We start from the raw sequence: 21,370 nt of genomic DNA, 5'->3' as shown, positions 1-21,370 counted from the left end.
CTAGTCCACCGCCGCGTTCTTGGTGGCTTCCTTCACGGCGATCGAAGCCACGCCGTACGTGTCGTAGATCTTGCCCACGGTGCCGTCGTCGATCAGCGCCTGCAGTGCCTTCTGGATCGCGTCGGTCAGTTCGGGCAGCTCCTTGCTGACGGCGATGCCGTTGGGCGAGGCGTTGTAGCCGCCGGGGGCCTGGGGGTCCTCGACGAGGTCGAAGGCCTTGCCGCCGTCGGCGGTCTTCGCCACCCAGCCCGCGGCGGGCTTGGTCAGCACCTGCGCGACGACCTTGCCGGAACGCAGGGCGAGCTGCGCGTCGGAGTCCTTGGGGAAGGTCTGGATGTCGATCTTCCCCTTGCCCGCGGCGGAGCAGTCCGCCTGTCGGGCCTTCAGCAGGTCCAGCTGGTTGGTCGCGGCCTGCACGGCGACCTTCCGCCCGCACAGACCGTCCAGGTCGGCGATCTTGGACGGGTTGCCGTCGGCGACCAGGATCCCCGAGCCGGACTGGGAGTAGTCGACGAAGTCGACGACCTTCTGGCGCTCCTTGTTGTCGGTGATGGCCGACATGGCGGCGTCGAACTTGCCGGCCTGCAGGGCCGGGACGATCCCGTCGAACTTCTGTGGGGTGAAGGAGAACGTCACACCGAGCTTCGCGCCCAGTGCCTGCCCCAGGTCGTGGTCGAGGCCGGTCAGTTCGCTCCCGCCCTCCTTCACGAACATCTCGAAGGGCGGGTAGGGCACGTCGGTGGCCACCCGGACTTTTCCGGCTTTCTTGATCTGCTCCGGCAGCATGTCGTGCAGGGCCTGGTCCTGGGTGATCCTCACCCCGGCGACCGAGACCGTCCCGCTCGCCGCGGGGGCGGAGTCGTCGCCCTCCTGGCAGGCGGAGAGCGTCGTGAGGGCCAGGGCCGTCGTGGCGGCAGTCGCCACACGCCGGGCGAGACGAGCGTTCATCGTGGTGGAACCTCTCGGGATCTCTGCCGACGGACCTGTCCTGCCGTCGGCAACACAGCAGGGAAGTTACAGACAGAACGAATGAATGGCTAGATGTATCGGACGTTACTTTGCTGTGACGCCACCTCGCCGGATGGGGAGAACGCGCTCGGAAAGGGTTTTCCTGCGTCTTCTCCACGAGGATCCCGCCGGATCGCGGGCAGGACGTCGTACATCTTCCGTATCAGGCGGCCGACTTGTATCTTCCGCTACCAACCCGGAGAAGCTGCGGCTTCCGGCCGTCGCGGGCAGGCGCCGCCCGCCCACGACCGGCACCGATCCCACCACCCTGGAGCCCTCATGACGTCACGTCAGGCACGCAAGTCCGCCTACGCCGCCGTAGCGCTGTGCGCCCTGGCCCTGCCGCTCGGCGTCCACCAGCCCGCCCACGCGGCCGCGGACAGGATCAGACTCGGCAGCACCACCGACGTGAGCCGCACCTCGTGGAACGGCCCCGCGTTCACGATGAACGGCGCCGGCGCCGTGGTGGCGTCCTCGATGACCCGCGCCGTCGACGACATCCGCGGCGGCACCGGAAGCCTCGACGTCGTCGTCCTCGCCGGCTCGGCACCCACCTCGGGCAGCAGGACACCCGAGTGCGACACCGTCATGCCCCTCCCGGGCGTCAACTCCTGTACGACATGGACGCTCACCACCACCGCCGACGGCAACAACAGCCAGGTCAACACCGACATCCGCAACGCCGAGTTCGTCTACTTCGCCGGCGGCGACCAGTGCCGGTACGCCGCCTGGAAGGGCACCGCACTCGAGGCGTCCGTGGAGTCGGTCGTCGCCAAGGGCGGCGGATCCGGCGGCGGCAGCGCCGGCCACCACATCAACAGTCCCCTCGTCTACGACGCCTGCAACGGCAGCGTCACCAGCCCCGAAGCGCTCGCCAACCCCTACGACCGGGCCGTCGGCTTCACCACCGGCATGTTCCAGTGGGCCCACTACGGCGGCGTCGTCAACGACTCCCACTTCGTCACCCGCGACCGCATGGGCCGCACCATGGCCTTCGTCGCCAGGGCCGTCAAGGACGGTCTGACCACCGACGGAGCGGCCTGGGGCGTCGGCGTCGAAGAGGGCGGCGGCTCCCTGTTCATCGACCGCAACGGCCTGGGGACCCAGTACGGCAAGGACGCCTACGTCGTCCTGGGCGACCACCAGCCCGAACAGGCTGTCGACCGCAAACCGCTGACCTACTCCAACTTCAAGATCTGGCGACTGACACCGGGCACCACCTTCGACTTCGGCAACCGGCCCACCTGCGGCTACTACCTGCGCAGCGTCACCGCCGGCGTGCCCGACGCCAACCTCTACAACGGCACCCCCGTCACCGACTGCGGCCAGGGCGGCGGCAGCGCCCTCACCGAGAGCGAACCGAACGACACCCGCGACACCGCGGACGACGCCACCACCCTGCCCTCACCCGCCACGATCACCGGCGACATGAAGTCCGCCGTCGACCGCGACTACTTCAAGGTCCTTCTCGCCTCCGGCCAGACCGCCTCCCTCACCTGCTCGGTACCCGCCGCCTACGACGCCGACCTGTACTGGCTCGACTCCACCGGCAGCACCCTCGAACGCTCCGTCAACAACGGCACCGGAACAGACGAGGCCCTCACCTTCACCCGCACCGCCTCCGGCACGGGCACCTACCACGTCGACATCGAGACCTACAGCGGATCAGGCACCTCCCCCTACACCTGCACGCTGACCAAGAGCTGACGCACGACCCGCGCCACCGGCGCGGGCACCGGCCACGGACGACCGCCCCCCCACGGCCCCCACCGCCCCGCCCCGGCAGCGGTCCTTACCGCTCGCCTTCGACGGCGCCGTACTCGTGGGCCTGGACTCCCTCGCAGAGGGGGAACTGCTGCTCTTGCAGGACGCCCCGGTCGTCGGACGACGGGAGCGGCCGAGCTGCCCACGCTCGCCGTGCGCCCGCCGGCTTTCGTCGCAGGAATCGGTGCGGTCGCGGTGCGGCGGGGGACGTGCTGTCCTGAGAATGTACGCAGGAGAGCTCAGCTATGCGTCATCACCGGACTTCCGCCCTCGCCTCCGCCCGGTCGCCCGCGCCGATCGGAGCGGGCGGAGGACTGCTGCCGGCGCGGGAGCTCGCGGTCGCATGGTCGCTGATCCTCCTCGTCGTCGTGCCGGCGTGGGTGCTGACCGTTGGGCAGGCGCGGGACATGGGGGTCGAGCCGGGCACGATGGGGCTGGCGCTGCCGCTGTTCTTGTTGCTCTGGGTGACGATGACGGCGGCCATGATGCTGCCGTCCATGGCGCCGGTGGCCCTCACCTGGGTGCGGGGGATCGGGCGGCGGTCGTCCGGGTGGAGCCGGGCGGTGCGCACGCTGGAGTTCGTGGGCGGCTATCTGCTGGTGTGGACGGCCTTCGGAATGCTCGCTTACGCGGCTCTGGCCCTCACCGGGGACCTCGTGGACGATCATCCGGCCGCGGGACGCTGGATCGGCGCAGTAGCCTTCCTGCTGGCAGGCCTCTACCAGCTCGGTCCTCTCAAGAACGTCTGTCTGCGGCACTGCCGCGACCCCATGAGCCAGCTGGTGCGCTACGCCGGGTTCCGGCGGCCGGCCCGCGATCTACGGGTAGGCGTCCACCACGGCGGCTACTGCGTCGGCTGCTGCGCAGGACTGATGGTCGTCCTCGTGCCGCTCGGAGTGATGAACGTGGCGGCGATGGCCGGGCTGGCGACGCTGATCTTCGTGGAAAAGCTGTGGTCACGCGGGCCCCGGCTCGCCAAAGTGGTCGGCATCGTCTTCCTGGTGCTCGCCGTGCTGCTCGCCGTGCTGGCGCCGTTGCAGGGTTGGCTGCTGCCGGGGCTGCGGGAATCTGTGCCTTCGATGGACGGCATGTGAGCATCTGCGGCAAGCTGGAGGCAAGAGGCCGCCTCGCGATCCGCGTGCGGGCTCGGGAAGCGCGGTCTCGCCACTCCGACAGAACTCCCTCGGGCTCGAGGGGAGGGAAGCGAGATGACGGAACAAGTCACCACCGGGACCCGCTGGCATCTGAGCGGCGACTGGTTCGACGTGTGCAAGTGCGCCATACCGTGCCCTTGCACGTTCGCGCAGCCCCCGACCTACGGCGACTGCGAGGGCGTGCTGGTCTGGCACATCCGTGAGGGCGACTACGGCGACATACAGCTCGACGATCTCAACGTCCTGATGCTCGGCTCCTTCGAGGGCAACCCGTGGGCCGGCACACACACCGACCCCTACGCCGCGGTCTTCCTCGACGAACGCGCAGATGACCAGCAGCGTGCCGCACTCGGGACCGTCTTCGGCGGTGAGGCGGGCGGCTGGCCGGCACGGTTCGGGGAGATGTTCCGGCCCGAGATGCGCGGCATGGACGTCGCTCCGATCCGGGTGGAGATCGACGAGGACCTCGCCACCTGGCGCGCCGAGATCCCCGGCCGGGTCACGGCTACCGCCGAGGCACTCACCGGCCCCACGACACCGACGGGCGCACGCGTCCAGGTCCACAACGCCCCCGGCGCCGAGGTCGGACCGGGCCAGATCGCCACCTGGGGCCGGGCCACCACCGACCGCGCCGACGCGTTCGGCTTCTCCTGGGAACGCTCGGGAAAGTCGAGCAAGTACTTCCCCTTCAACTGGACGGGACCCGACTGACCGCGAGGACGAGAGAGCGCCGGTAGCAAGATCCGGAAACAGCGGTCCCAGCACCGCACCTGAGATGACGATCACGTACCCGACAGCCGCGGGCGGTGTGCCGTGTGATCCAGCGGCTTGGTCTGCTGCTGGCGCTCGAGCCCGTCTCCCGCCCGTCCGATGCGGCGGACCGGTTGTGGATCGTGGACGGCACCCTGGTCCCGGTCCGCGACCGGCATGTCTGTTCATCGTCACGCACCTACCGGTTCTCCGCGAACGTGCAGGTCATCGTCGATGCCGACACCCGCCTTGTGATCGCCGCCGCCCGCCCGGTGCCGGGCACCACCGCGGACGCGCACGCTTGGCGGGCCTCGGGGTCGGCCGAGCACTGCCAGGGCGTCACCGTCCTGGGTGACGGCGCCTACCTCAACTGCCAGATGGTGGTGCCGCACCGCAAACGCCCGCACCGGCCTCTGCTGCCGGGTGAGGAAGCCGACAATGCCGCCCACCGCAAGGTGCGTGCGCGGGTGGAGCATGTGAGCGGCCGGATGAAGAACGACAAGATCCTCCGCGACTGCCGGCAGCGCGGCGACCGCCTTCATCACGCGGTCCAGGCCGTCGCCCTCATGCACAACCTCGCGCTCGCGTCATGACCAGAAGACTGCCTCCACGGGCCCTGACCTGCCCGCACACGGCCTTGTGCAACACCCTTTACTGATCGTTCCAGAATGAGACGCTCGGCTGGAGAGGTGCGCGCTGCGACGATGCGAACTCGGCCCTGTTCTCGTACGGCTGCGGCGAACGAACATGTAGCGCTGGGTGATCGCCCTGGTGCTCGTTACGGCCAGGGCGGTGCCCGGCCCGCGCAGCCCGGGGCGATGGGGCATCGTCCAGAAGGTGACGCAGCGGTTCTCGGTGTGGGCAGTCGGAGCGTTTCGCTCAAGGCGCGCGCCGTCGGTGTGCGGCGGTGCAGGGGCGCAGGGCGTGGCCCTGTCGAGGCCCGTGTCGTCAGGCGGGCGTGCCGGCCGTGAGCTGGTTCATGATGTCGGCCAGGTTGTAGTGGGCCCGCTTCTCGATGATCTTCCCGTCCTTGAACGTGAACAGGTTGAACATGGAAAATCTCGCGCATCCACATTATGCAGACCTGCCGCCCTTCGGCGGCCGGGCGCTACGCCCGGCCGGGCAGTGGTCGGACCTCTGATCAACGTCTCCGACGGCACCCTCGGACCCGGTGACACCACCCCCCCCAGGTCATCCCACCGACAGGGGGCAACAGCCATGCCGGGCCCGGAGGCCGGCGGCCCTCTTGCAGGACCGCGAAAAAGATGACGGGGGGAGTCGTCTTGCGCGTCCGCCACACGCGGCGCCGACCGCCGGAGGCCGGAGCCCGATGTGTTTCCACCACCGCACTTGACCTGGAGTGCGCACCAGATCCGAGGATGGCGGGCATGGACATCAACATCACCGGCCCCCAGCTCGTCCTCGGCACGATGGACTTCGGCACCCGCGTCGGCCCGGACGAAGCTTTCGCGATCCTCGACTCCTTCGTCGCCGTAGGGGGTGTCTGGCTCGATACCGCGAACTGCTACTCCTTCTGGGCCGATTCGAGCGGCGTCGGCGGCGCCAGCGAGCGCGTCATCGGCGCGTGGCTCCGCGCCCGCCCCGGCGCGCGCGATGCGGTACGGATCGCGACGAAGGTCCGACAGAATCCGCTCGTCCCGCACTCCTGGCCACAGAGCGCCGAAGGACTTTCCGCCCGCGCCGTACAAACCGGCGTCGAGGAGAGCCTGGGGCGTCTCGGAGTCGATCACGTCGATCTCCTCTGGGCCCACGCCGAGGACCGCACCGTGCCGCTGGAGGAGACGGTCGGTGCCTTCGGCGCGCTGGTCGCGAAGGGAGCGGCTCTGCGGGTCGGGGCGGCCAATCATGCCGCCTGGCGCGTCGAACGCGCTCGGTCGCTCGCCCGGGAGCAGGGCGTAGAACCGTGGACGGCCCTGCAACTGCGCCACTCACTGGTCCAGCCGCGCCCGCTCACCCCTCTCGCGGAGGCCGGCCATCGCCTGCTCGCCGACGAGGACCTGGACTTCGCGCATTCGGAGGGGCTCGCCGTGTGGTCGTACACCTCGCTGATGTGGGGTTCCTACGTGCGCGCGGGCAAGTCGCTTCCGCAGACTTATGATCATCCCGGTACTGCTCGGGTGCTCTCGATCCTGGACGACATAGCCGGCGAGCTGTCGGCCACGAAGAACCAGGTCGTCCTCGCATGGCTGATGCGGCAGGGGATCGACCCCATCGTCGGTGCGAGCCGGGTGGAGCAGATCGAGGAGGCACTCGCCGCACGCCGTGTGCAGCTCGACGACGAGCACCTGGCGCGCTTCGCCGAAGCGCGGTAGCAGCGGTCAGAAAAGGAACCCCAGTGACTACCCTCCTCACTCCGGCAGCAGTTGCCGACCGCACCGGCGTCTCCCTCGACACTCTGCGCTACTACGAGCGCGAAGGGCTGATCGGCCCGATCCAACGCTCCCTCGGCGGACGCAGGCAGTACACCGAGGACGACGTCTTCTGGATCGGTCTGGTCACGTGCTTTCGTGAGGCCGGCCTCGGCATCGCGGACCTGCGGGGATTCGTCGCCATCCTGCGCGCCGACCATTCTGCGCAGGACCGGGTCGCCTTCCTCCGTGAGCGCCGTGCCGCCCTGGAGCAGCGAGTCGCGGCGCTGTCCCGGGCCATGGAGGTCCTCGACGACAAAATCGCCTACTACAGCTGAGCGCAGAGGGCCCCGCTCAGCTCAACCCCTGCCCACCGCACATCGCCCACCATCCCGAACCCCCTCGCTGTCTGAGTCAGGCAACGGCACAACGTTCGTGCCCTGACTCAGGTCAGCCCAGTTCCGTGACGCCCACGCCGAGCAGCTGGGCCGAAGCGATCGACAACGGACCACCCCGCAGGTGACAACAAGCCTGCCTACGTGACAACTATCGTGCCTCGGCTCAGCAAAGGCTGTCCTACCTTCAAGAGGCAGGCTTGCTCCGGTCATTCGTAGGATCGGAGGGCCCCGGGGCTTCGGGTACGGCTGTAAAGGTTGAGCCGCTGGATGGCTTACGGGACTTGGCCGCCCGGAGCCCCGTGACGACCCGACCGCTGATGGGGAGACGCGATTCGATCGCTGCTTGAGGACTCGCCGCTCGCCTCAGAGGCGGTCATCACGGATGTGCGCCATCTGCTGTCACACGGTGAGGAGGCGTTGGCGTTCGACACCATGTGCTCGTGGATCTACGAGGATGCTCTCCCCATCACCCGGCAGTACTACGCGACCCTGGTAGCTATGGCCGATGAGAGGGACACGCCGGCTTCTGTTCGGCGCCTTGACGAGCTACTGATGGACTGAAGTGGCGCTGTCACATTATTGGATGTGTGGGTCTCTGACCGCGTATCGGGGGCGTGGGGAGGGCCGGGTTTCGAGCCGGTGCTCAAGCCTTGGCGGGCTGGCCGGCGGCGCCGGTGATCTGATCCCAGATCGCGAAGCGGATGGCCATCTCGGATCGGTAGCCGGGGGCGCTCATCAGGTGGCGGCGGGGTCGGAAGTGGGGTGGGATGCCGCTGAACGCGGACAGGGTGCCGCTTGTCCCCGGGCCGGGGCTGGCGGCGGCGCAGGCCGTTGGCGTAGGACTGCCCGAACTTCGCGCACCAGCGGCGGATCGTCTCGTGGGCCACCATCACGCCGCGCTCGAGCATCAGCTCCTCGACCTCGCGGAAGCTGAGCGGGAAGCGGAAGTACAGCCACACGCAGTGCGCGATCACTTCGACCGGGTACCGGTGCCCCTTGTACGACGGCGGTGCGCTGCCCACGGACGACCCCTCCCGGCACGACCGACCAGAAGATCATCCCACCCGGTCAGCCAACGTGACAGCGCCGGATTTCCTGTACCCCACCTACTCACACCCGTAGGCGTCCCAGACGATGGTGAGGATGCCTCGCCATCGAGGTCTCTGCCCTCGGCGGCGGCCAGTTGGATGGCGGGGAGGTCAGCCAGGCTGTCCAGGTCGTTGATGACCTGTTCGAAGGTGGTGCGGCCCTGGGCAATGTCTCCGGCGGCCCTGAAAGCGGCGCCGACCGGCCGACCACGACCCTCGGCTGACCGCTAGCGCAGTTCCTGTCCCGCCGCCCAGCCCGGAGCGTCGAGGTTGATGGGCGAGTCGCCGACGAATTGGGCGAGCTGCGTTTCCAGCTCGGCGAGTTCGGCGGCGCCCAGACGCACTTCCCAGCGGGCCCGCACCTCGTCGAAGATCGCCGTGCTCTCGGTGATCAGCCCGATCCCGTGATCGGTGATCCGGATGTTCTTGCGGCGGATGTCGGCGGGGTCGGTCTCGGTGGTGACGTACCCGCGTTCGACGAGCGCGGCGATCGTCTTCGCCGCGGCCTGCTTGGTGATGGCGAGTCTGCGGGCCAAGTCCGAGGCGCTGTCGGCGCCGGCTCGGATGGCCCGGATCGCGTACTCGTGCGACGGCCGGGCGTCGGGGTATCCCCGGGCCGCCAGCTCCCGGACCACTTCGTCCACCAGATTGCGATAGCTGCCCAGGAGCAGCAGGGCGAGATCGGCGCCGGATCGTGAGGACATGACCACAGTCTAGATCTTCCCTTGACTTGGACAACCAGGTTGACCAACACTGGAGTCAACCTGGTTGTCTATTTCGGGAGTCATCGCATGACCAGCTCTTTCGTGAACGCCTCACCCGCCGTGGCGGGCGTCACGCACCACACCGCCGAGGTCAACGGCACCACGTTGCATTACGTCTCGGCGGGCGACACCGGCTCCCCGATCCTGTTGGTGCACGGGTGGCCGGAGTCCTGGTGGGCCTTCCGCGACGTCATCCCGCTGCTCGCCGCCACCCACCGGGTGTTCGCCGTCGACCTGCGCGGCTTCGGCGACTCCGGCATCGCCGACGGCGACCACGACTTGGCCACCATGGCGGAGGACCTGCACCGGCTGGTCGCCCACCTCGGCGTCGGGCCCGTGCACGTGACCTGCCAGGACATCAGCGGCGGGCCGGTCTTCGCGTTCGCGGCCACGCACCCCGGCGACGTCCTCAGCTTCACCGGCGTCGAGACCACCCTTCCGGGGTACGGCTGGGAGATGCTGGCCGACGTGAGGAACGGCGGCTCCTGGCACGTGGGATTCCTGGCCGCCCCGGGAATTCCGGAGCTGTTCCTGGCCGGCCGCGAGCGAGTGATGCTCGACTGGGCCGTCTCGGTGATGACGATGGTGCCGGGCGGGGTCACCGAGGCCGACCTCGGTGAGTTCGCCCGCACCTACGCGCGGCCGGGCGGCTGGCTCGGCACCGAGGGGCTCTACCGTTCCTCTCTGACCGGCGGCGACCGGATGCGGGCACTGGCCGAGTCGCGGCCGCTGACCGTTCCCGTGCTCGCCGTCGACGGCATCAACGCCCCCTTCACCGAGCGGACGATGCGCCAGGTCGCCGGCGACGTCACCGCGGTCACGATCCCGGCCGTCGGGCATTTCGTCGCGCAGGAGGCGCCCGCCGCCTTCGCCACCGCGGTCGGCGACTTCGTCGACCACGTCGACCGGAGCCGCTGAACGGCCGAGTCCCTGCTCCACCACCCTCCGTGCCCTCTCCGGCCTGCCGCTGACGCGGCCTCGAGCCGGGGCAGCGCCGTTGCCTCCCGGATTCGTGCTGCCGAGGTGGGCAACTCCCACGCCGACACCGCGTGTTCCCACCGCGGATACGCCGTCCGCTCGATCGACGCTGCGAAACCACCACCCGACCATCAACCGGACAAAGGCCCCCGCGCGGCGACGACTCTAACCTCGCGCTTTCACGATGTGGGGTTGCCCGAGGCTTGATCAAATAAGCGGAGAGTGCTCCTGACCTGCAACGGTGGGACTTGTCTAGGGTCCTGTTGGCTGCACGGAAAGAAGCACTCTCCAGGTGAAGAAGCGTATCGGGTCGTATCCGCACGTCCGCATCGCGGGCGGCGGCCGGGCGGTGGTTTCGCAGGCCGTGCATGCTGCTGGTCGAGACCGTCCGCAAGGCCGGCCCGGACACCGCGATATCCGCGGCGCCGTCCCCGTGGCGGAAGGCCCGGACGGTGCACGATCCGGGCAAGATCCTGCTGGACGTGGCCCTCGCGGTCGCGCTGGGCGGGGACTGCCTCGCGGATGTCGCCATGCTGCGCTGTGAGCCGGCCGTCTTCGGGCCGGTGGCCTCCGACCCGACGGTCTCCCGCTCGATCGACACCCTCGCCGCCTCCGGCGAGAAGGCCATCCAGGCCATCCGGTCCGCACGCTCCGAGGTGCGCAACCGGGTCTGGTCGCTGGCAGGCAAGCACACCCCGGACGCCGACGGTCAGGTCACGGTCGACCTCGACGGCGTCCTGGTGATCGCGCACTCCGACAAGGAGGACGCGGCCGCGACCTGGAAGAAGACCTATGGGCATCGTCCTCTGACGGCCTTCGTCGACCACGGCCCGGGCGGAACCGGAGAGCCGGTCGCCGCCCTCCTGCGGCCGGGGAACGCGGGATCGAACACGGCCGCCGACCACATCACCACCACCCAACTCGCCCTGGCCCAACTGCCCAAGCGCTACCGGCGAGGACGGCAGACGCTGATCCGCACGGACTCCGCCGGCGGCACCCACGACTTCCTCGCCTGGCTCGCCAGGCGAGGACGCCGGCTGTCCTAGTCGGTCGGCATGACGGTCACCGAAGTGATCCACGAACACGTGCTGAAGGTCCCCGCCCAGGCCTGGACGGCGGCCGTCGAGACCAACGGTGAGGTCCGTGACGGGGCCTGGGTCGCCGAGCTCACCGGCGGCCTGCTGGACGGCTGGCCGAAGGGGATGCGGCTGATCGTCCGCAAGGAACGGCCCCACCCCGGCGCCCAGTTGAGGATCACCGACGCGGACGGCATGCGAATCACCAGCTTCGCCACCAACCTCCTGACCGGCCGATCGCCGAGTTCGAACTCCGTCACCGGCTGCGGGCCCGGGCCGAGGACCGCATCCGCGCCGCCCGGGCCACCGGCCTGCGCAACCTGCCCCTGCACCACACCGCGCAGAACAAGGTCTGGCTGGAGATCGTCCAGATCGCGCTTGACCTGCTGGCCTGGATGCCCATGCTCGCCCTGACCGACCAGGCCCGCCTCTGGGAGTCCCGCCGACTGCGGTTCCGCCTGTTCTCCGCGGCCGCCCAGCTCGTCACCACCGGCCGACGCCGCATCCTCCGCCTCGCCCGCCACTGGCCCTGGACCGGCGAGATCACCGCCGCCCTTGAACGGCTTGCGCTCCTGCCGAACCCCGGCTGAGCAGAGGATTCGCCTGTCCCTACAAGAAGAGGAACCAGCCCGGAGCAGTGGGGCCCGCCGTCCACCCGAGGCGACACTCGGGCCCTCGGAATGCCCGCCATCAGCCACCGAAAGCGAAACGGTCCACCGACTCCGTCGGCAGACCGTCAAGAAAGATCGAGGCTAATGCTGTCGGCGAACGATGGCGAATGACGACTGGCTGCTCGTCCCCTTACTGACCCCGTGCAATCCGGGACCTGAAGCGCACGAAACCGACCCGATCCACCGGCGGCCGACAGCGTCTTCCAGCTTTGAACTGCACTACCTCACCGACCGGGCCATGGATTGTTCTTGGCCAACACCGGTGTCCACCCCGGGGCAGCCGGTCTGGTCAGCGGCCTGGTGGACTCCACCCGCCATGCCGGCGGTAGCGTCGGTCTGGCTGTCCTCGTCTCCGTCGCGGCGGCAACCCCAGGGACCGGACCAGCCGGTGCGGGTGACAGCGGCGGCTATGACGCCGCCTTGCCGGTCGCTGTGGCCACCGCCACGGTCGGCGCGCTCGTCGCTGTGCTCATCGTCCCTCGCCGAGAGACACCGCCGACGACGTGACGCCGAGGGCTGAGCGTAAAGCCGCGAGGCCGTGACCCGAAACCGCAACGGCGCTGACCAACCCGACGATGCATTCCGCGTGATCCAGGCGGCGTGCTCATGGACAGAAGTACTTTTTATACCCCCATAGTTCGAGGCTGGCTCGCTGCTGTGCACGGATGGAGAGTTGTACTGCGGGTTCACGGTGAACCCGCGGGAGGGAACACCAATGTCTGAGCAGACGACGACGAACCAGTCCTTGAATGCGCAGCTGCGTGAGCGGATGGTTGCGTGGCGGGGCGCGTTCGTGTCGAAGGACGTCGATGCGATCATGTCCTTCTACGCGCCGGAGGGTTTCACCGCTTTCGATCTGATGCCGCCGTTCGAGTTCTCCGGCGGGGAGATGTGGCGGCAGAACTGGGTGACGTTCTACGACTCGTTCGATGGCCCGATCGGCCTGGAGATCGCCGACCTGATCATCCACGCCCAGGCAGAACTTGCGATCGCACGCTGTGCGGTACGAATGTCGGGCATCATGTACGGCAACCCGATCGATGCGTGGACGCGCACGACCAACTGCTTCCAGCTCATCGACGGACAGTGGCTGATGATCCACGACCACGTCTCCTGGCCGGTCGACTTCACGACCGGCATGGCCCTCATGAACCTCACCCCCGTCGGGGCGCGGTCATGAGCCCGGAGACGACCGCGGCAGGAACACCGCGAGTGACCGGTGCCGAGGCGGAGGAGATCCTTGATCGCATCGCAGCGTCGTTCGTGAACCCGCTGCGGTCACCGATCCTGTGGACCCCGGCCGATGCGGGCCTCGAGTTCGAGTCCGTCACGTTCCCCTCGGCGGACGGTGTCCCGTTGGAGGGGTGGTTCATTCACGCCGACAGCGACCGGCTCGTGATCGCGAACCATCCCATGGGGTTCAGCCGTGCCGGCCAGCCCACCAGCAGGGAGCCGTGGCAGTCGATCTGGGGTCCGAGCGGGAACACGATGGATGTCAACTTCATCCCCGACTACAAGATCCTCCACGACGCCGGATACAACGTCCTGACCTACGACCTGCGCAACTTTGGTCTCAGCGGCGCCGCCAACGGCGGTTCCGTCACATCGGGGCTCTTGGAGGCCCGCGACGTCATCGGCTCGGTCCGTTACGCCAAGCAGCGGTCCGATACGGCGGCGATGCGAACGGCGCTGTTCAGCCGGTGTCTGGGCGCGAACTCCACTCTGGGCGCCATGCGCGACGCTCCGGAGGAGTTTGCGCACCTCAAGGGCCTCGTGGCATGCCAGCCGGTCTCGGACCCGGTGATCATGAGCAAGCTGCTCGACATCGTCGGCGTCGGCCGCGATCGCCTGGCGGACCTGGATGAGAGGGTGATACGCGGCACCTCCGTGACGTTCGGCGCACGGCCAGGCACCGCATGGACCCGGTACGTGACCGTGCCGACGTACCTGTACGCGGTGCGCCACGACTCGCTGACCGAGCCTGAGGACATCGAGACCGGGTTCGAGGCACTGGGCACCAAGGACAAGACCCTGTACTGGGTCGAGGACAGCACGAGGCGGTGGGACGGCTACCTGGAGTTCCAGCGCCGCCCGCAGCCGATCCTGGACTGGCTCGACGCGCACATCGACGGATGATCTCGCGTGCGGGCGGCATGACAGCATGGAGGCACGATGAGTGATTTCCGTGTCAACGAGCTCGGCGCGTTCCTGCGGGCACGCCGAGAACAGCTCGCACCCGACGAGCTGCCCGGGGGTGCGCGCCCGTCCAGGCGCCGCACCCCCGGGGTTCGCCGTTCGGAAGTCGCCGCCCTGGCCAATATCAGCGTCGAGTGGGTGACCCGCCTGGAACAAGGACGAGGCGGGTCACCCTCAGCCGCAGTGCTGGAGGCCATCTGCGATGCCCTCCAGCTGCGCCCCGAGGAGAAAGAGCACGCCTTCCTCCTCGCCTACGGCAGTATCGGCCACCCCGTCGACGACCCTGACGCGGCCGGCCGAGCCCGGCTGCAGCGACTTGTCGATCAGCTGGCCCCGTGGCCGGCGTTCGTGAAGTCGCCGTGTTGGGACGTGCTCGTCTGGAACACCGACGCTGCCCGGGTGCTCAGCGACTACGCGGCCCTGAGCCCTGAGGACCGTAATGTGCTGCGCATTCTGTTCCTGGACCGCGAATCACGGACACGGATCACGGGCTGGCGCATCGAGGCAGAGCTGGCCGTGGCGACCTTCCGTGCCGAGCTCGCCCGCTGGGAAAGCCACACCCCGCGCGCGATGACACTGATCGAAGACCTCACGGCCGCGTCGATCGAGTTCCAGCAGATCTGGGAGCTCAATACCGTCGGACATCTCGGCGACCGAGAGAAGACGTTCCTCCTCCGAGACGGCACCCAGACCACAATGCATTACGAGTCGTTGAGCCTGGACGCCTACCGTGGACTGAGCCTCGTCACATACGCGCCGCTCTCAGCGATCAATTAGACGGTGTCCTATGTGGTGAGGCGGACGAGTCGTTTGTAGCAGCAGAGGGTGGCGGTGAGTCCGAGAAAGACCAGGTGGTTGCGGGGGTCGCGTTCGTAGCGAGGGCTCAAGCGGCGGTAGCCGGACAGCCAGGACATCGTGCGTTCGATGACCCAGCGGCGGCGGCCCAGTCGTTCGCTGGACTCGATGCCTTTGCGTGCGATGCGCACGCCGATGCGTTTACCTCGCAGTCATTTCCGCAGGTGGGGGATGTCGTACGCCTTGTCCGCGTGCAGCCGTTGGAGCACGGGGGCGAGCAGGGGGACGGCGACCAGGGCGGGCAGGGCGCTGGTGCGCAGGGCGAGGATCGCGAAGGAGTTACCGGCGATACTCGGCGGTCCGGCGATGGCCACCGCCGTATAGAGGGCGACGAAGGCGGACATCAGGGCGACGGTGGACAGAGGTACACGGCGCTCAGCCGAGGCCGGCGCAGCAGCCGTGGCATCGCCGCGAATGCCTGAAGCAGCCCGCCGCCGGTGCCGTGGCGCGGGGTGGGCCGCAGCACTCGGCGTACCGGAATCAGGCTCAGGGCCATCAGGGCGGCACCGCCCCAGAAGACCGCGCGCCAGCCGAGCCCGGCCGATACGGCCTGAGCGCCGGTCTGCATGACGACGGCAGCGGCGAGCATGCCGCTGGTGACGCAGGTGAGGGCAGTGCCGCGGCGCTGCGGCCCGATGTGGTGGACGACGTAGGAGAGCGCGGAGGGTGCGAAGGTCGCGGCGGTCAGTCCCTGCAGGCTGCGCAGGGCGATGGCGGTGGGGAGGGTGGGGGCGGCGCTGACCGCGGCGGTGGATACCGTGGCGGCCACGAGTCCTGCGGTGATCACGGCGCGTGGTCCGTAGCGGTCGGAGAGCGGACCGGAGACGAGGAATCCGGCGGCGTAGGCGAAGCCGAACGCGGTCGCCGTCCAGGTGGCCTGTTCCGGTGTGGTGCCGAGCGCGGTGGCCATGGGGTGCAGCAGCGCCAGGACGGTGTACATCTGGCCGACCATCAGGACGCCGAGCGCGGTCAGCAGGAGGGTGGTCGGGGCGGCCGGGGCCCAGCCCGGCGGTTGGGCGGACGGGCTGCTCTTGGCCGCGTGCCTGGGGATTGTGGTGGGGTGGGACATGGGAACTCCCGAAGGGGGCGTCTGGTGGCGGCCCCGTGTGTTTGCGCGCGACGCGATCGGCCGATGGCACCGCCGGGGGCAATGGGTTCCCCCGGCCGACGTGCGGCCGGCCGGGGGACGATGAAGGGGGATGCTCAGGCAGTCGGGGTGTTCAGCACGTACTCGCGCGAGGCGTGGACCTCGCTGCGCAGGGCGGACAGGTCGACGTCGAGGACGTGGCCGTTCCACTTGCGGGGCTCGCCGTTGATGAGGACGGCGCTGATGTTGCGGGAGTCGGAGCCCAGTACGACGGTGCCGATCGGGTCGTTGAGCGGCATGTTGTTGAGGTCCTCGGCCTGGATGACCAGCAGGTCGGCCTTCTTGCCCGGGGTGAGCGAGCCGGTGACGGCGGCCAGGCCGTTGGTGTGGGCGCCCTGGAGGGTGGCGAAGTCCAGGACGTCGTGGGTGGTGATGCGCTGGGGTTGCTGGTCGGTGCCGTAGGCGGCGTTGACGGCGCGCATCCGCTGGATGGCGTGCAGGGACCGCATCTGCGTGAACATGTCGCTTGCCAGGGCGACTTCGACGTCGATGCTCAGTCCGGGGCGGATGCCGACGGACAGGGCCTCGTCGACGGCGGGGATCGCGGTCTCCAGGCCGATCTGGGCGTCGGAGGTGGGGGCCAGTGCCACGGTGGTGCCGGTTTCCCCCATCGCCTTCCACGCCTCGGGGGTCAGTCCGGTGGAGTGGATGAGGGTGACGTCGGGGCTGAGGATGCCGTCCTCGGCCCAGCGCAGGATTGCCTCGGAGGAGGACGTGCCGAAGACGGCGTCCACGCTCACTCCGATGCCCAGGTCCTTGGCGACGCGGGCAAGTTCGGGACCGTAGGCGAGCGCCGGTCCGGCGATCTCGTCGGTGGCGAGCGTCGCCAGGCGCAGGGTCAGCCGCTGGTCGTCGCTGCTGAAGTACTGGTCCTTGACGCGGGCCAGGTCGCCGGGCCACTGGCGGTCCCAGTCGCCGAAGTGCGGGCCCATGGAGGCGTGCACGCCGCGGATGCCGGTGTCGACGAGGGCCTCGATGGCAGCGTCGGAGTGCTCGCGGGTGCGGGAGTTGTGGGAGAAGTCGAGCATGGTCGTGATGCCGCTGTCGATCGCGGTGAGGGCGGCCAGCTTGGTGCCGATGTACATGTCCTCGGGCCGGTAGACCGTGGCATAGCCGGCCAGGGTGGCCATGACGTAGCCGCCGAGGTCGTCGACGTCCGGCATGATCCGGCGCAGCTGGGCCTCCCAGGCATGGCGGTGGGTGTCGACGAAGCCGGGGCTGAGGATGGTGCCGGTGGCGTCGACGACCACGGCGTCACCCGCGTCGAGGTCACGGCCGACGGCGGTGATGGTGTCACCCTCGACGAGGAGGTCGCCGCCCTCGATGACGCCGAGGTCGGGGTCCATGGTGACGATGGTCGCGCCGGTGAACAGGATGCGCCGCTGACCGGCGGGGCGGCGCCGGAGCTCTTCGAGGGCGGCGGCGCTGGTGGTGTCGTCGACGTTCATGAGAGGTCTTCTTTCCGTACGGCGGACAGGGCTGGAAGAAGGGGCCGTCCGCGGGAGAGGGGTGGGAGGGGTGGGTCGCCGGGGCGTCCGAGGACAGGCGGGGTGCGTCGCTCGCCGGGGGCGGCCGAGGCTGTTCGAACACCAGCCTCGGCCGCGCCCGCTACGGCAACCAGGTCGCGGTTTCCCCAGGTGTCGCGCACCAGGATCGGGACTGTGGGGGCGCCGATGGGCGCAGAGGTCAGCCCAGCTTCATGACGTAGCCCGCGTGGTGCAGTTCGTCGCCCTGGAACTCTCCGTAGGCCCAGAAGCCGAGGTCGTCGAGGTAGTCGATGCGGTCACCGTCGATCCAGAAACGGCCCTGGTAGGCGTGCGGGCGACCGCCCCGCGTCTCGTCGTAGCGGCCGTCGGCGGTGAGCTCCTGGTGCAGGAAGTCGTTCCTGTCGATCCAGACGCCGACCCGCGGGCTGCCGGTCAGGTCCGGTGCGGCCGGGATGTCCGCCTCGGGGGCGGTGGCCCGGCCGGGGACGTCGGTGCCGGCCCACAGGACGGGCCGGCCGGCCGCGACCAGCGCGCGGACCTGCTCCGGCCGGGTCATGAGGGTGGCTACCGCGCTCGGCACGTCGGTGGCGAGTTCGTCGGGCACCACCAGGAAGTCGGTGGTGTTGCCCGGGGTCAGCGTCGCGACGTACTCGGAGCGGTGGCCACGGCCGCCGACCAGCGCCACGGTGTCCACGACGGCGGGGACGATGGTCGTGCCCGTGCAGTCGACGACGATGGCGTTGTCGTCGCCCGCCGCGGTGATGATGTCCGGGCCGACGCCCACGAGCAGAGAGCCGACGAACAGGAGGTCGGCGCCGGTCATGGTCCCGATCAGCGGGTCCATCGTCACGATCCGGGCGTTGGTGAACAGGACGGGACGGCCACCGTCGTTCGAGACGATCTTGTCGAGGGCCTTCGGGTTCCAGCTCACGGTGTCGGGGATGGTCATGGTGCTCCTCAGGGAGTTCGGCTCATCGGTCTGCCCGATGTACGAAGCGAGCGCCGGTGCAGGTGGGCGGCAGCCGCTCGGCAGCCACAGCAGCTGCGTGACCATCAGGTTCGTCGCGCTGCGGAATCGGAACCAGGCCGCCGTATCCCCAGGTGAGCGGCACCCATGATCGGCCCCGCTGCTCGTGACAGGGGCCCGGGAGACTCGCCTGTGTCGACATCCTGAGCTTGCCGCGCCGTTCCCTCGCGATCGTGGGTGCGCCGCCCCCAGGAAGCCCGCACCTGGGGAGACGGCGGCCTGGTTGCCATCGGCCGCCGGCTCAACCATGGAGCCATGACCAGCAACGACACGCCCCGCGCACCTCACCCGTACGTCGGGATGTGGGCGACCGCGGACGGATTCATTCGCCAGGAACTGCTGCCGAACGGCCGCTACGACGAGGCCCGCGGAAACCGGCAGAGCGCCTATACCGGCCGCTACACCGTCACCGGTAACCACATCGACTACGTCGACGACATCGGCTTCACCGCCACCGGCGACATCCGCGACGGCATTCTCTTCCACGAGCATCTGGTGCTCTACCGCGAGGGCGACGAGCGCGCCCGGCAGTGAGGCCAAACAGAGATTCCGGCTCGGAACCGCCGGGAAGGGTCCGTCAGCTTGCCGGCGGACCCTTCTCGTGCAAGATCGAACCATCAGAGGGGCGTGCCATCCCGGCCGTATCCGGCGCGGTGGGCGGTGTCATCGGCTCGCGCAGGTGGCAGGGCCGTCTCTCCTTGATGCTCGTGGGCCCGTTTCGTACCCGCGTCACATAGGAAGTCAGCTGTCGCTGAGAGCCCGGCCGGATTCTCCCTGCACCACATGTACGGATTTCCCTCGGCCGGAGCGGGACCGGAGTTCGACGAAGGCAGCCGCGGCGGCACCGGCCGGCTCGGCCTGGTAGACGACCAGCTGCTGGTGCGGGGCACCGTTGACGGTGAACGCCGAGAACCGGATCTCCAGAGCGCCGACCTCGGGGTGTGCGAGGTTCTTCGCCTGCTGGGTCTTGCCCCTCACCTCGTGCCTTGCCCACAGTTCGGCGAATTCGGGACTCTTCGCGCAGAGCGTGCCGACGACTTCGGTGATCCGCGGGGAATCGGGGTCGTATCCGTAGGCGGCGCGCAGTTCGGCCACGCAGGAGTTCGCGGCCTTGTCCCAGTCCTGGTAGAACGTGGGCCCGGCCGGGTCCAGGAAGATCATGCGGGCCAGGTTGTCGAACCGCTGGAATCCGCTGTGCAGGGCCGCGGCGAGCGCGTTGTGCGCCAGGATGTCCAGGGCCGGTCCCAGGATGAAGGCGGGGGTTTCGGGCCAGCTGTCGATCAGCTGCAGAAGCTGAGGGCTGATCCCGGCGTGACCGGCGGGAACGCCGCGGCGCTCCTGGGGCGCCCGGGTGAGTCTGCGCAGGTGGTCGTGTGCCTCGTCGTCGAGGTGGAGGGCGGCGGCGATCGCGTCGATCACCTGGGGCGACGGGCTGGTCTCCCGGCCCTGTTCCAGGCGCATGTAGTAGTCGGAGCTCACGCCCGCGAGCAGGGCGACCTCCTCGCGGCGCAGCCCCGGCACCCGCCTGCGCCCGTGCTCCGGCAGGCCCACGTCCTGCGGCTTGAGGGCTTCGCGCCGTGCTCTGAGGAAGTCTCCCAAAGGAGTGCCGTCGCTCATGACCCCAACCTAGCGGAGGGGAATGCCGGCCGACGGGGACGGGACGTCCAGGCGTCCGGCCATGCCGCACCCGCGGGGTCGGCCGTCCACGGGATTCGGGCCGCGGGGCCCGGTCCGAGCCATCGCACACCGAGGAAACGCGGGACTGGGCTGGGCCACTCACCGCCGTGAGCGTGCATCAGTCGGAGACGGCGCCCGTCGCCATGTCCTGTGTGGGCACGGGGCCGGCACTGAGCGAGCCGAGCGGGGCGAGGGCGTCGGCGGAGGTGCTGCCCGGTTCGGCTTGGTAGACGACGAGGTGCTGGGCGGGGGCACTGTTGACGGTGAAGGACTCGTGGTGCAGTTCCAGGTCGCCGACCTGGGCGTGGTGGAGGAGCTTGGCCTCGCGGGTCTTGCCGCGCACGTCGTGGCGCGCCCACAGGACGGGGAAGTCGGCGCTCTTCACGGACAGTTCGCCTACCACCTGGCTCAGCCGTGGGTCCTCGGGGTCGATACCGGCCGCCCGCCGCAGTGTGGCCACGGTCGGCTCGGCGGCCCGGTCCCAGTCGCGGTAGAAGTGCCGCGCGGCCGGGTCCAGGAACGTCATGCGCAGCAGGTTGTCGGAGTGGGTGAAGCCGGAGTGGAGGGCGCTTGCGAGCCGGTTGCGGGCCAGGATGTCCAATGCGGGGCCCAGGACGAAGGCGGGCGTGTCGCTCCACGTGTCGAGGAGTCGCCGCAGGTGCGGGGCGACGCGTTCGACGCGCGGCGCGCGGCGCGTACGGCGGGGGGTCGGGGTGGCCACGCGATACAGGTGGGCCACCGCATCGTCGTCCAGTTGCAGAGCCCGCGCGACGGCCTCGAGTATCTGCTGCGACGGGTGCCGTTCGCGTCCCTGTTCCAGGCGCATGTAGTAGTCGGTGCTCACCCCGGCGAGCGTGGCTACCTCCTCACGGCGCAGACCGGGCACCCTGCGACGACCGGAGGTGGGAATGCCCACGTCTTCGGGGCGCAGTCGGGCACGCCGTGCGCGGAGGAACCTCCT

At 69.3% G+C, this 21,370-nt stretch carries 18 protein-coding genes and 5 pseudogenes; 14 read left to right on the top strand and 9 right to left on the bottom strand.

The window, feature by feature from the left end:
* Positions 1–948, bottom strand: a complete 948-nt coding sequence (locus ACF09K_RS31345; RefSeq protein ID WP_392248702.1) for an ABC transporter substrate-binding protein — start codon at positions 946–948, stop codon at positions 1–3.
* Positions 949–1,287: 339 nt separating this feature from the next.
* On the opposite strand from ACF09K_RS31345, the gene ACF09K_RS31340 reads away from it, so the two are divergent.
* The 7 genes and pseudogenes from ACF09K_RS31340 (at position 1,288) to ACF09K_RS31310 (ending at position 8,004) form a co-directional block, all read left to right on the top strand.
* Positions 1,288–2,715: a hypothetical protein gene (locus ACF09K_RS31340; protein ID WP_392248701.1), complete on the top strand. Its 1,428-nt coding sequence runs from the start codon at positions 1,288–1,290 to the stop codon at positions 2,713–2,715.
* A gap of 302 nt (positions 2,716–3,017) precedes the next feature.
* On the top strand, positions 3,018–3,866 hold the full coding sequence (locus tag ACF09K_RS31335; RefSeq protein WP_392248700.1) for a DUF2182 domain-containing protein: 849 nt from the start codon (positions 3,018–3,020) through the stop codon (positions 3,864–3,866).
* Between the two features lie 114 nt (positions 3,867–3,980).
* Positions 3,981–4,637 carry a DUF1326 domain-containing protein gene (locus tag ACF09K_RS31330; protein WP_392248699.1) on the top strand — a complete coding sequence of 219 codons (657 nt, stop codon included), beginning with the start codon at positions 3,981–3,983 and terminating at the stop codon, positions 4,635–4,637.
* A gap of 86 nt (positions 4,638–4,723) precedes the next feature.
* Positions 4,724–5,269, top strand: a pseudogene (locus ACF09K_RS31325) (transposase family protein); the annotation flags it as partial.
* Between the two features lie 786 nt (positions 5,270–6,055).
* Positions 6,056–7,009, top strand: a complete 954-nt coding sequence (locus tag ACF09K_RS31320) for an aldo/keto reductase (protein WP_392248698.1) — start codon at positions 6,056–6,058, stop codon at positions 7,007–7,009.
* A gap of 23 nt (positions 7,010–7,032) precedes the next feature.
* On the top strand, positions 7,033–7,383 hold the full coding sequence (locus ACF09K_RS31315) for a MerR family transcriptional regulator (RefSeq protein ID WP_392248697.1): 351 nt from the start codon (positions 7,033–7,035) through the stop codon (positions 7,381–7,383).
* A gap of 444 nt (positions 7,384–7,827) precedes the next feature.
* Positions 7,828–8,004, top strand: coding sequence for a MafI family immunity protein (locus ACF09K_RS31310; RefSeq protein ID WP_392248696.1), 177 nt, complete (start codon positions 7,828–7,830; stop codon positions 8,002–8,004).
* Positions 8,005–8,086: 82 nt separating this feature from the next.
* Here ACF09K_RS31310 and ACF09K_RS31305 read toward each other — a convergent pair.
* Positions 8,087–8,465: pseudogene (locus tag ACF09K_RS31305) on the bottom strand (hypothetical protein).
* A gap of 293 nt (positions 8,466–8,758) precedes the next feature.
* Entirely contained in the window at positions 8,759–9,235 is a 477-nt protein-coding gene (locus ACF09K_RS31300; protein ID WP_392248695.1) for a MarR family winged helix-turn-helix transcriptional regulator, read from the bottom strand.
* 87 nt (positions 9,236–9,322) lie between these two features.
* On the opposite strand from ACF09K_RS31300, the gene ACF09K_RS31295 reads away from it, so the two are divergent.
* From ACF09K_RS31295 to ACF09K_RS31270, 6 genes and pseudogenes are all read left to right on the top strand, one after another.
* Positions 9,323–10,213, top strand: coding sequence for an alpha/beta fold hydrolase (locus ACF09K_RS31295; protein ID WP_392248694.1), 891 nt, complete (start codon positions 9,323–9,325; stop codon positions 10,211–10,213).
* Positions 10,214–10,565: 352 nt separating this feature from the next.
* Positions 10,566–11,939 (top strand): annotated as a pseudogene (locus ACF09K_RS31290) (IS1380 family transposase).
* A 330-nt stretch (positions 11,940–12,269) separates the two neighbouring features.
* Positions 12,270–12,527: a hypothetical protein gene (locus tag ACF09K_RS31285; RefSeq protein ID WP_392248693.1), complete on the top strand. Its 258-nt coding sequence runs from the start codon at positions 12,270–12,272 to the stop codon at positions 12,525–12,527.
* Positions 12,528–12,735: 208 nt separating this feature from the next.
* Positions 12,736–13,200, top strand: a complete 465-nt coding sequence (locus tag ACF09K_RS31280; RefSeq protein WP_392248692.1) for a YybH family protein — start codon at positions 12,736–12,738, stop codon at positions 13,198–13,200.
* A gap of 32 nt (positions 13,201–13,232) precedes the next feature.
* Positions 13,233–14,156 carry an alpha/beta hydrolase family protein gene (locus ACF09K_RS31275; protein WP_392248691.1) on the top strand — a complete coding sequence of 308 codons (924 nt, stop codon included), beginning with the start codon at positions 13,233–13,235 and terminating at the stop codon, positions 14,154–14,156.
* 36 nt (positions 14,157–14,192) lie between these two features.
* A complete protein-coding gene (locus ACF09K_RS31270; RefSeq protein ID WP_392248690.1) occupies positions 14,193–14,993 on the top strand; it encodes a helix-turn-helix transcriptional regulator in 801 nt (266 codons plus the stop codon).
* Between the two features lie 8 nt (positions 14,994–15,001).
* Here the strand turns inward: ACF09K_RS31270 and ACF09K_RS31265 are convergent.
* From ACF09K_RS31265 to ACF09K_RS31250, 4 genes and pseudogenes are all read right to left on the bottom strand, one after another.
* Positions 15,002–15,274: pseudogene (locus ACF09K_RS31265) on the bottom strand (transposase); the annotation flags it as partial.
* 140 nt (positions 15,275–15,414) lie between these two features.
* Positions 15,415–16,140, bottom strand: coding sequence for an MFS transporter (locus tag ACF09K_RS31260; protein ID WP_392248689.1), 726 nt, complete (start codon positions 16,138–16,140; stop codon positions 15,415–15,417).
* Positions 16,141–16,274: 134 nt separating this feature from the next.
* The gene (locus ACF09K_RS31255) at positions 16,275–17,666 is read right to left on the bottom strand and encodes an amidohydrolase family protein (protein ID WP_392248688.1); all 1,392 of its coding nucleotides are present in this window, start codon (positions 17,664–17,666) and stop codon (positions 16,275–16,277) included.
* A 238-nt stretch (positions 17,667–17,904) separates the two neighbouring features.
* Entirely contained in the window at positions 17,905–18,654 is a 750-nt protein-coding gene (locus ACF09K_RS31250) for an Atu4866 domain-containing protein (protein WP_392248687.1), read from the bottom strand.
* A gap of 333 nt (positions 18,655–18,987) precedes the next feature.
* On the opposite strand from ACF09K_RS31250, the gene ACF09K_RS31245 reads away from it, so the two are divergent.
* Entirely contained in the window at positions 18,988–19,266 is a 279-nt protein-coding gene (locus ACF09K_RS31245; protein ID WP_392248686.1) for an Atu4866 domain-containing protein, read from the top strand.
* A 207-nt stretch (positions 19,267–19,473) separates the two neighbouring features.
* On the opposite strand, the gene ACF09K_RS31240 is transcribed toward ACF09K_RS31245, so the two are convergent.
* Positions 19,474–20,349: a helix-turn-helix transcriptional regulator gene (locus tag ACF09K_RS31240; protein WP_392248685.1), complete on the bottom strand. Its 876-nt coding sequence runs from the start codon at positions 20,347–20,349 to the stop codon at positions 19,474–19,476.
* Between the two features lie 178 nt (positions 20,350–20,527).
* Positions 20,528–21,364, bottom strand: a pseudogene (locus ACF09K_RS31235) (helix-turn-helix transcriptional regulator); the annotation flags it as partial.
* Positions 21,365–21,370: the final 6 nt, after the last annotated feature.

Origin of the sequence: Streptomyces sp. NPDC014882 (genome assembly GCF_043081325.1) — a bacterium.
Taxonomy (GTDB): Bacteria; Actinomycetota; Actinomycetes; order Streptomycetales; family Streptomycetaceae; genus Streptomyces.
This window is presented reverse-complemented; position numbering and strand designations above follow the sequence as displayed.

What these genes read in the sequence shown, in the direction of transcription:
- ACF09K_RS31345 (WP_392248702.1), bottom strand. Translation starts at nt 948, where the DNA reads ATGAACGCTCGTCTCGCCCGGCGTGTGGCGACTGCCGCCACGACGGCC.
- ACF09K_RS31340 (WP_392248701.1), top strand. Translation starts at nt 1,288, where the DNA reads ATGACGTCACGTCAGGCACGCAAGTCCGCCTACGCCGCCGTAGCGCTG.
- ACF09K_RS31335 (WP_392248700.1), top strand. Translation starts at nt 3,018, where the DNA reads ATGCGTCATCACCGGACTTCCGCCCTCGCCTCCGCCCGGTCGCCCGCG.
- ACF09K_RS31330 (WP_392248699.1), top strand. Translation starts at nt 3,981, where the DNA reads ATGACGGAACAAGTCACCACCGGGACCCGCTGGCATCTGAGCGGCGAC.
- ACF09K_RS31320 (WP_392248698.1), top strand. Translation starts at nt 6,056, where the DNA reads ATGGCGGGCATGGACATCAACATCACCGGCCCCCAGCTCGTCCTCGGC.
- ACF09K_RS31300 (WP_392248695.1), bottom strand. Translation starts at nt 9,235, where the DNA reads ATGTCCTCACGATCCGGCGCCGATCTCGCCCTGCTGCTCCTGGGCAGC.
- ACF09K_RS31295 (WP_392248694.1), top strand. Translation starts at nt 9,323, where the DNA reads ATGACCAGCTCTTTCGTGAACGCCTCACCCGCCGTGGCGGGCGTCACG.
- ACF09K_RS31280 (WP_392248692.1), top strand. Translation starts at nt 12,736, where the DNA reads ATGTCTGAGCAGACGACGACGAACCAGTCCTTGAATGCGCAGCTGCGT.
- ACF09K_RS31270 (WP_392248690.1), top strand. Translation starts at nt 14,193, where the DNA reads ATGAGTGATTTCCGTGTCAACGAGCTCGGCGCGTTCCTGCGGGCACGC.
- ACF09K_RS31260 (WP_392248689.1), bottom strand. Translation starts at nt 16,140, where the DNA reads ATGTCCCACCCCACCACAATCCCCAGGCACGCGGCCAAGAGCAGCCCG.
- ACF09K_RS31255 (WP_392248688.1), bottom strand. Translation starts at nt 17,666, where the DNA reads ATGAACGTCGACGACACCACCAGCGCCGCCGCCCTCGAAGAGCTCCGG.
- ACF09K_RS31250 (WP_392248687.1), bottom strand. Translation starts at nt 18,654, where the DNA reads ATGACCATCCCCGACACCGTGAGCTGGAACCCGAAGGCCCTCGACAAG.
- ACF09K_RS31245 (WP_392248686.1), top strand. Translation starts at nt 18,988, where the DNA reads ATGACCAGCAACGACACGCCCCGCGCACCTCACCCGTACGTCGGGATG.
- ACF09K_RS31240 (WP_392248685.1), bottom strand. Translation starts at nt 20,349, where the DNA reads ATGAGCGACGGCACTCCTTTGGGAGACTTCCTCAGAGCACGGCGCGAA.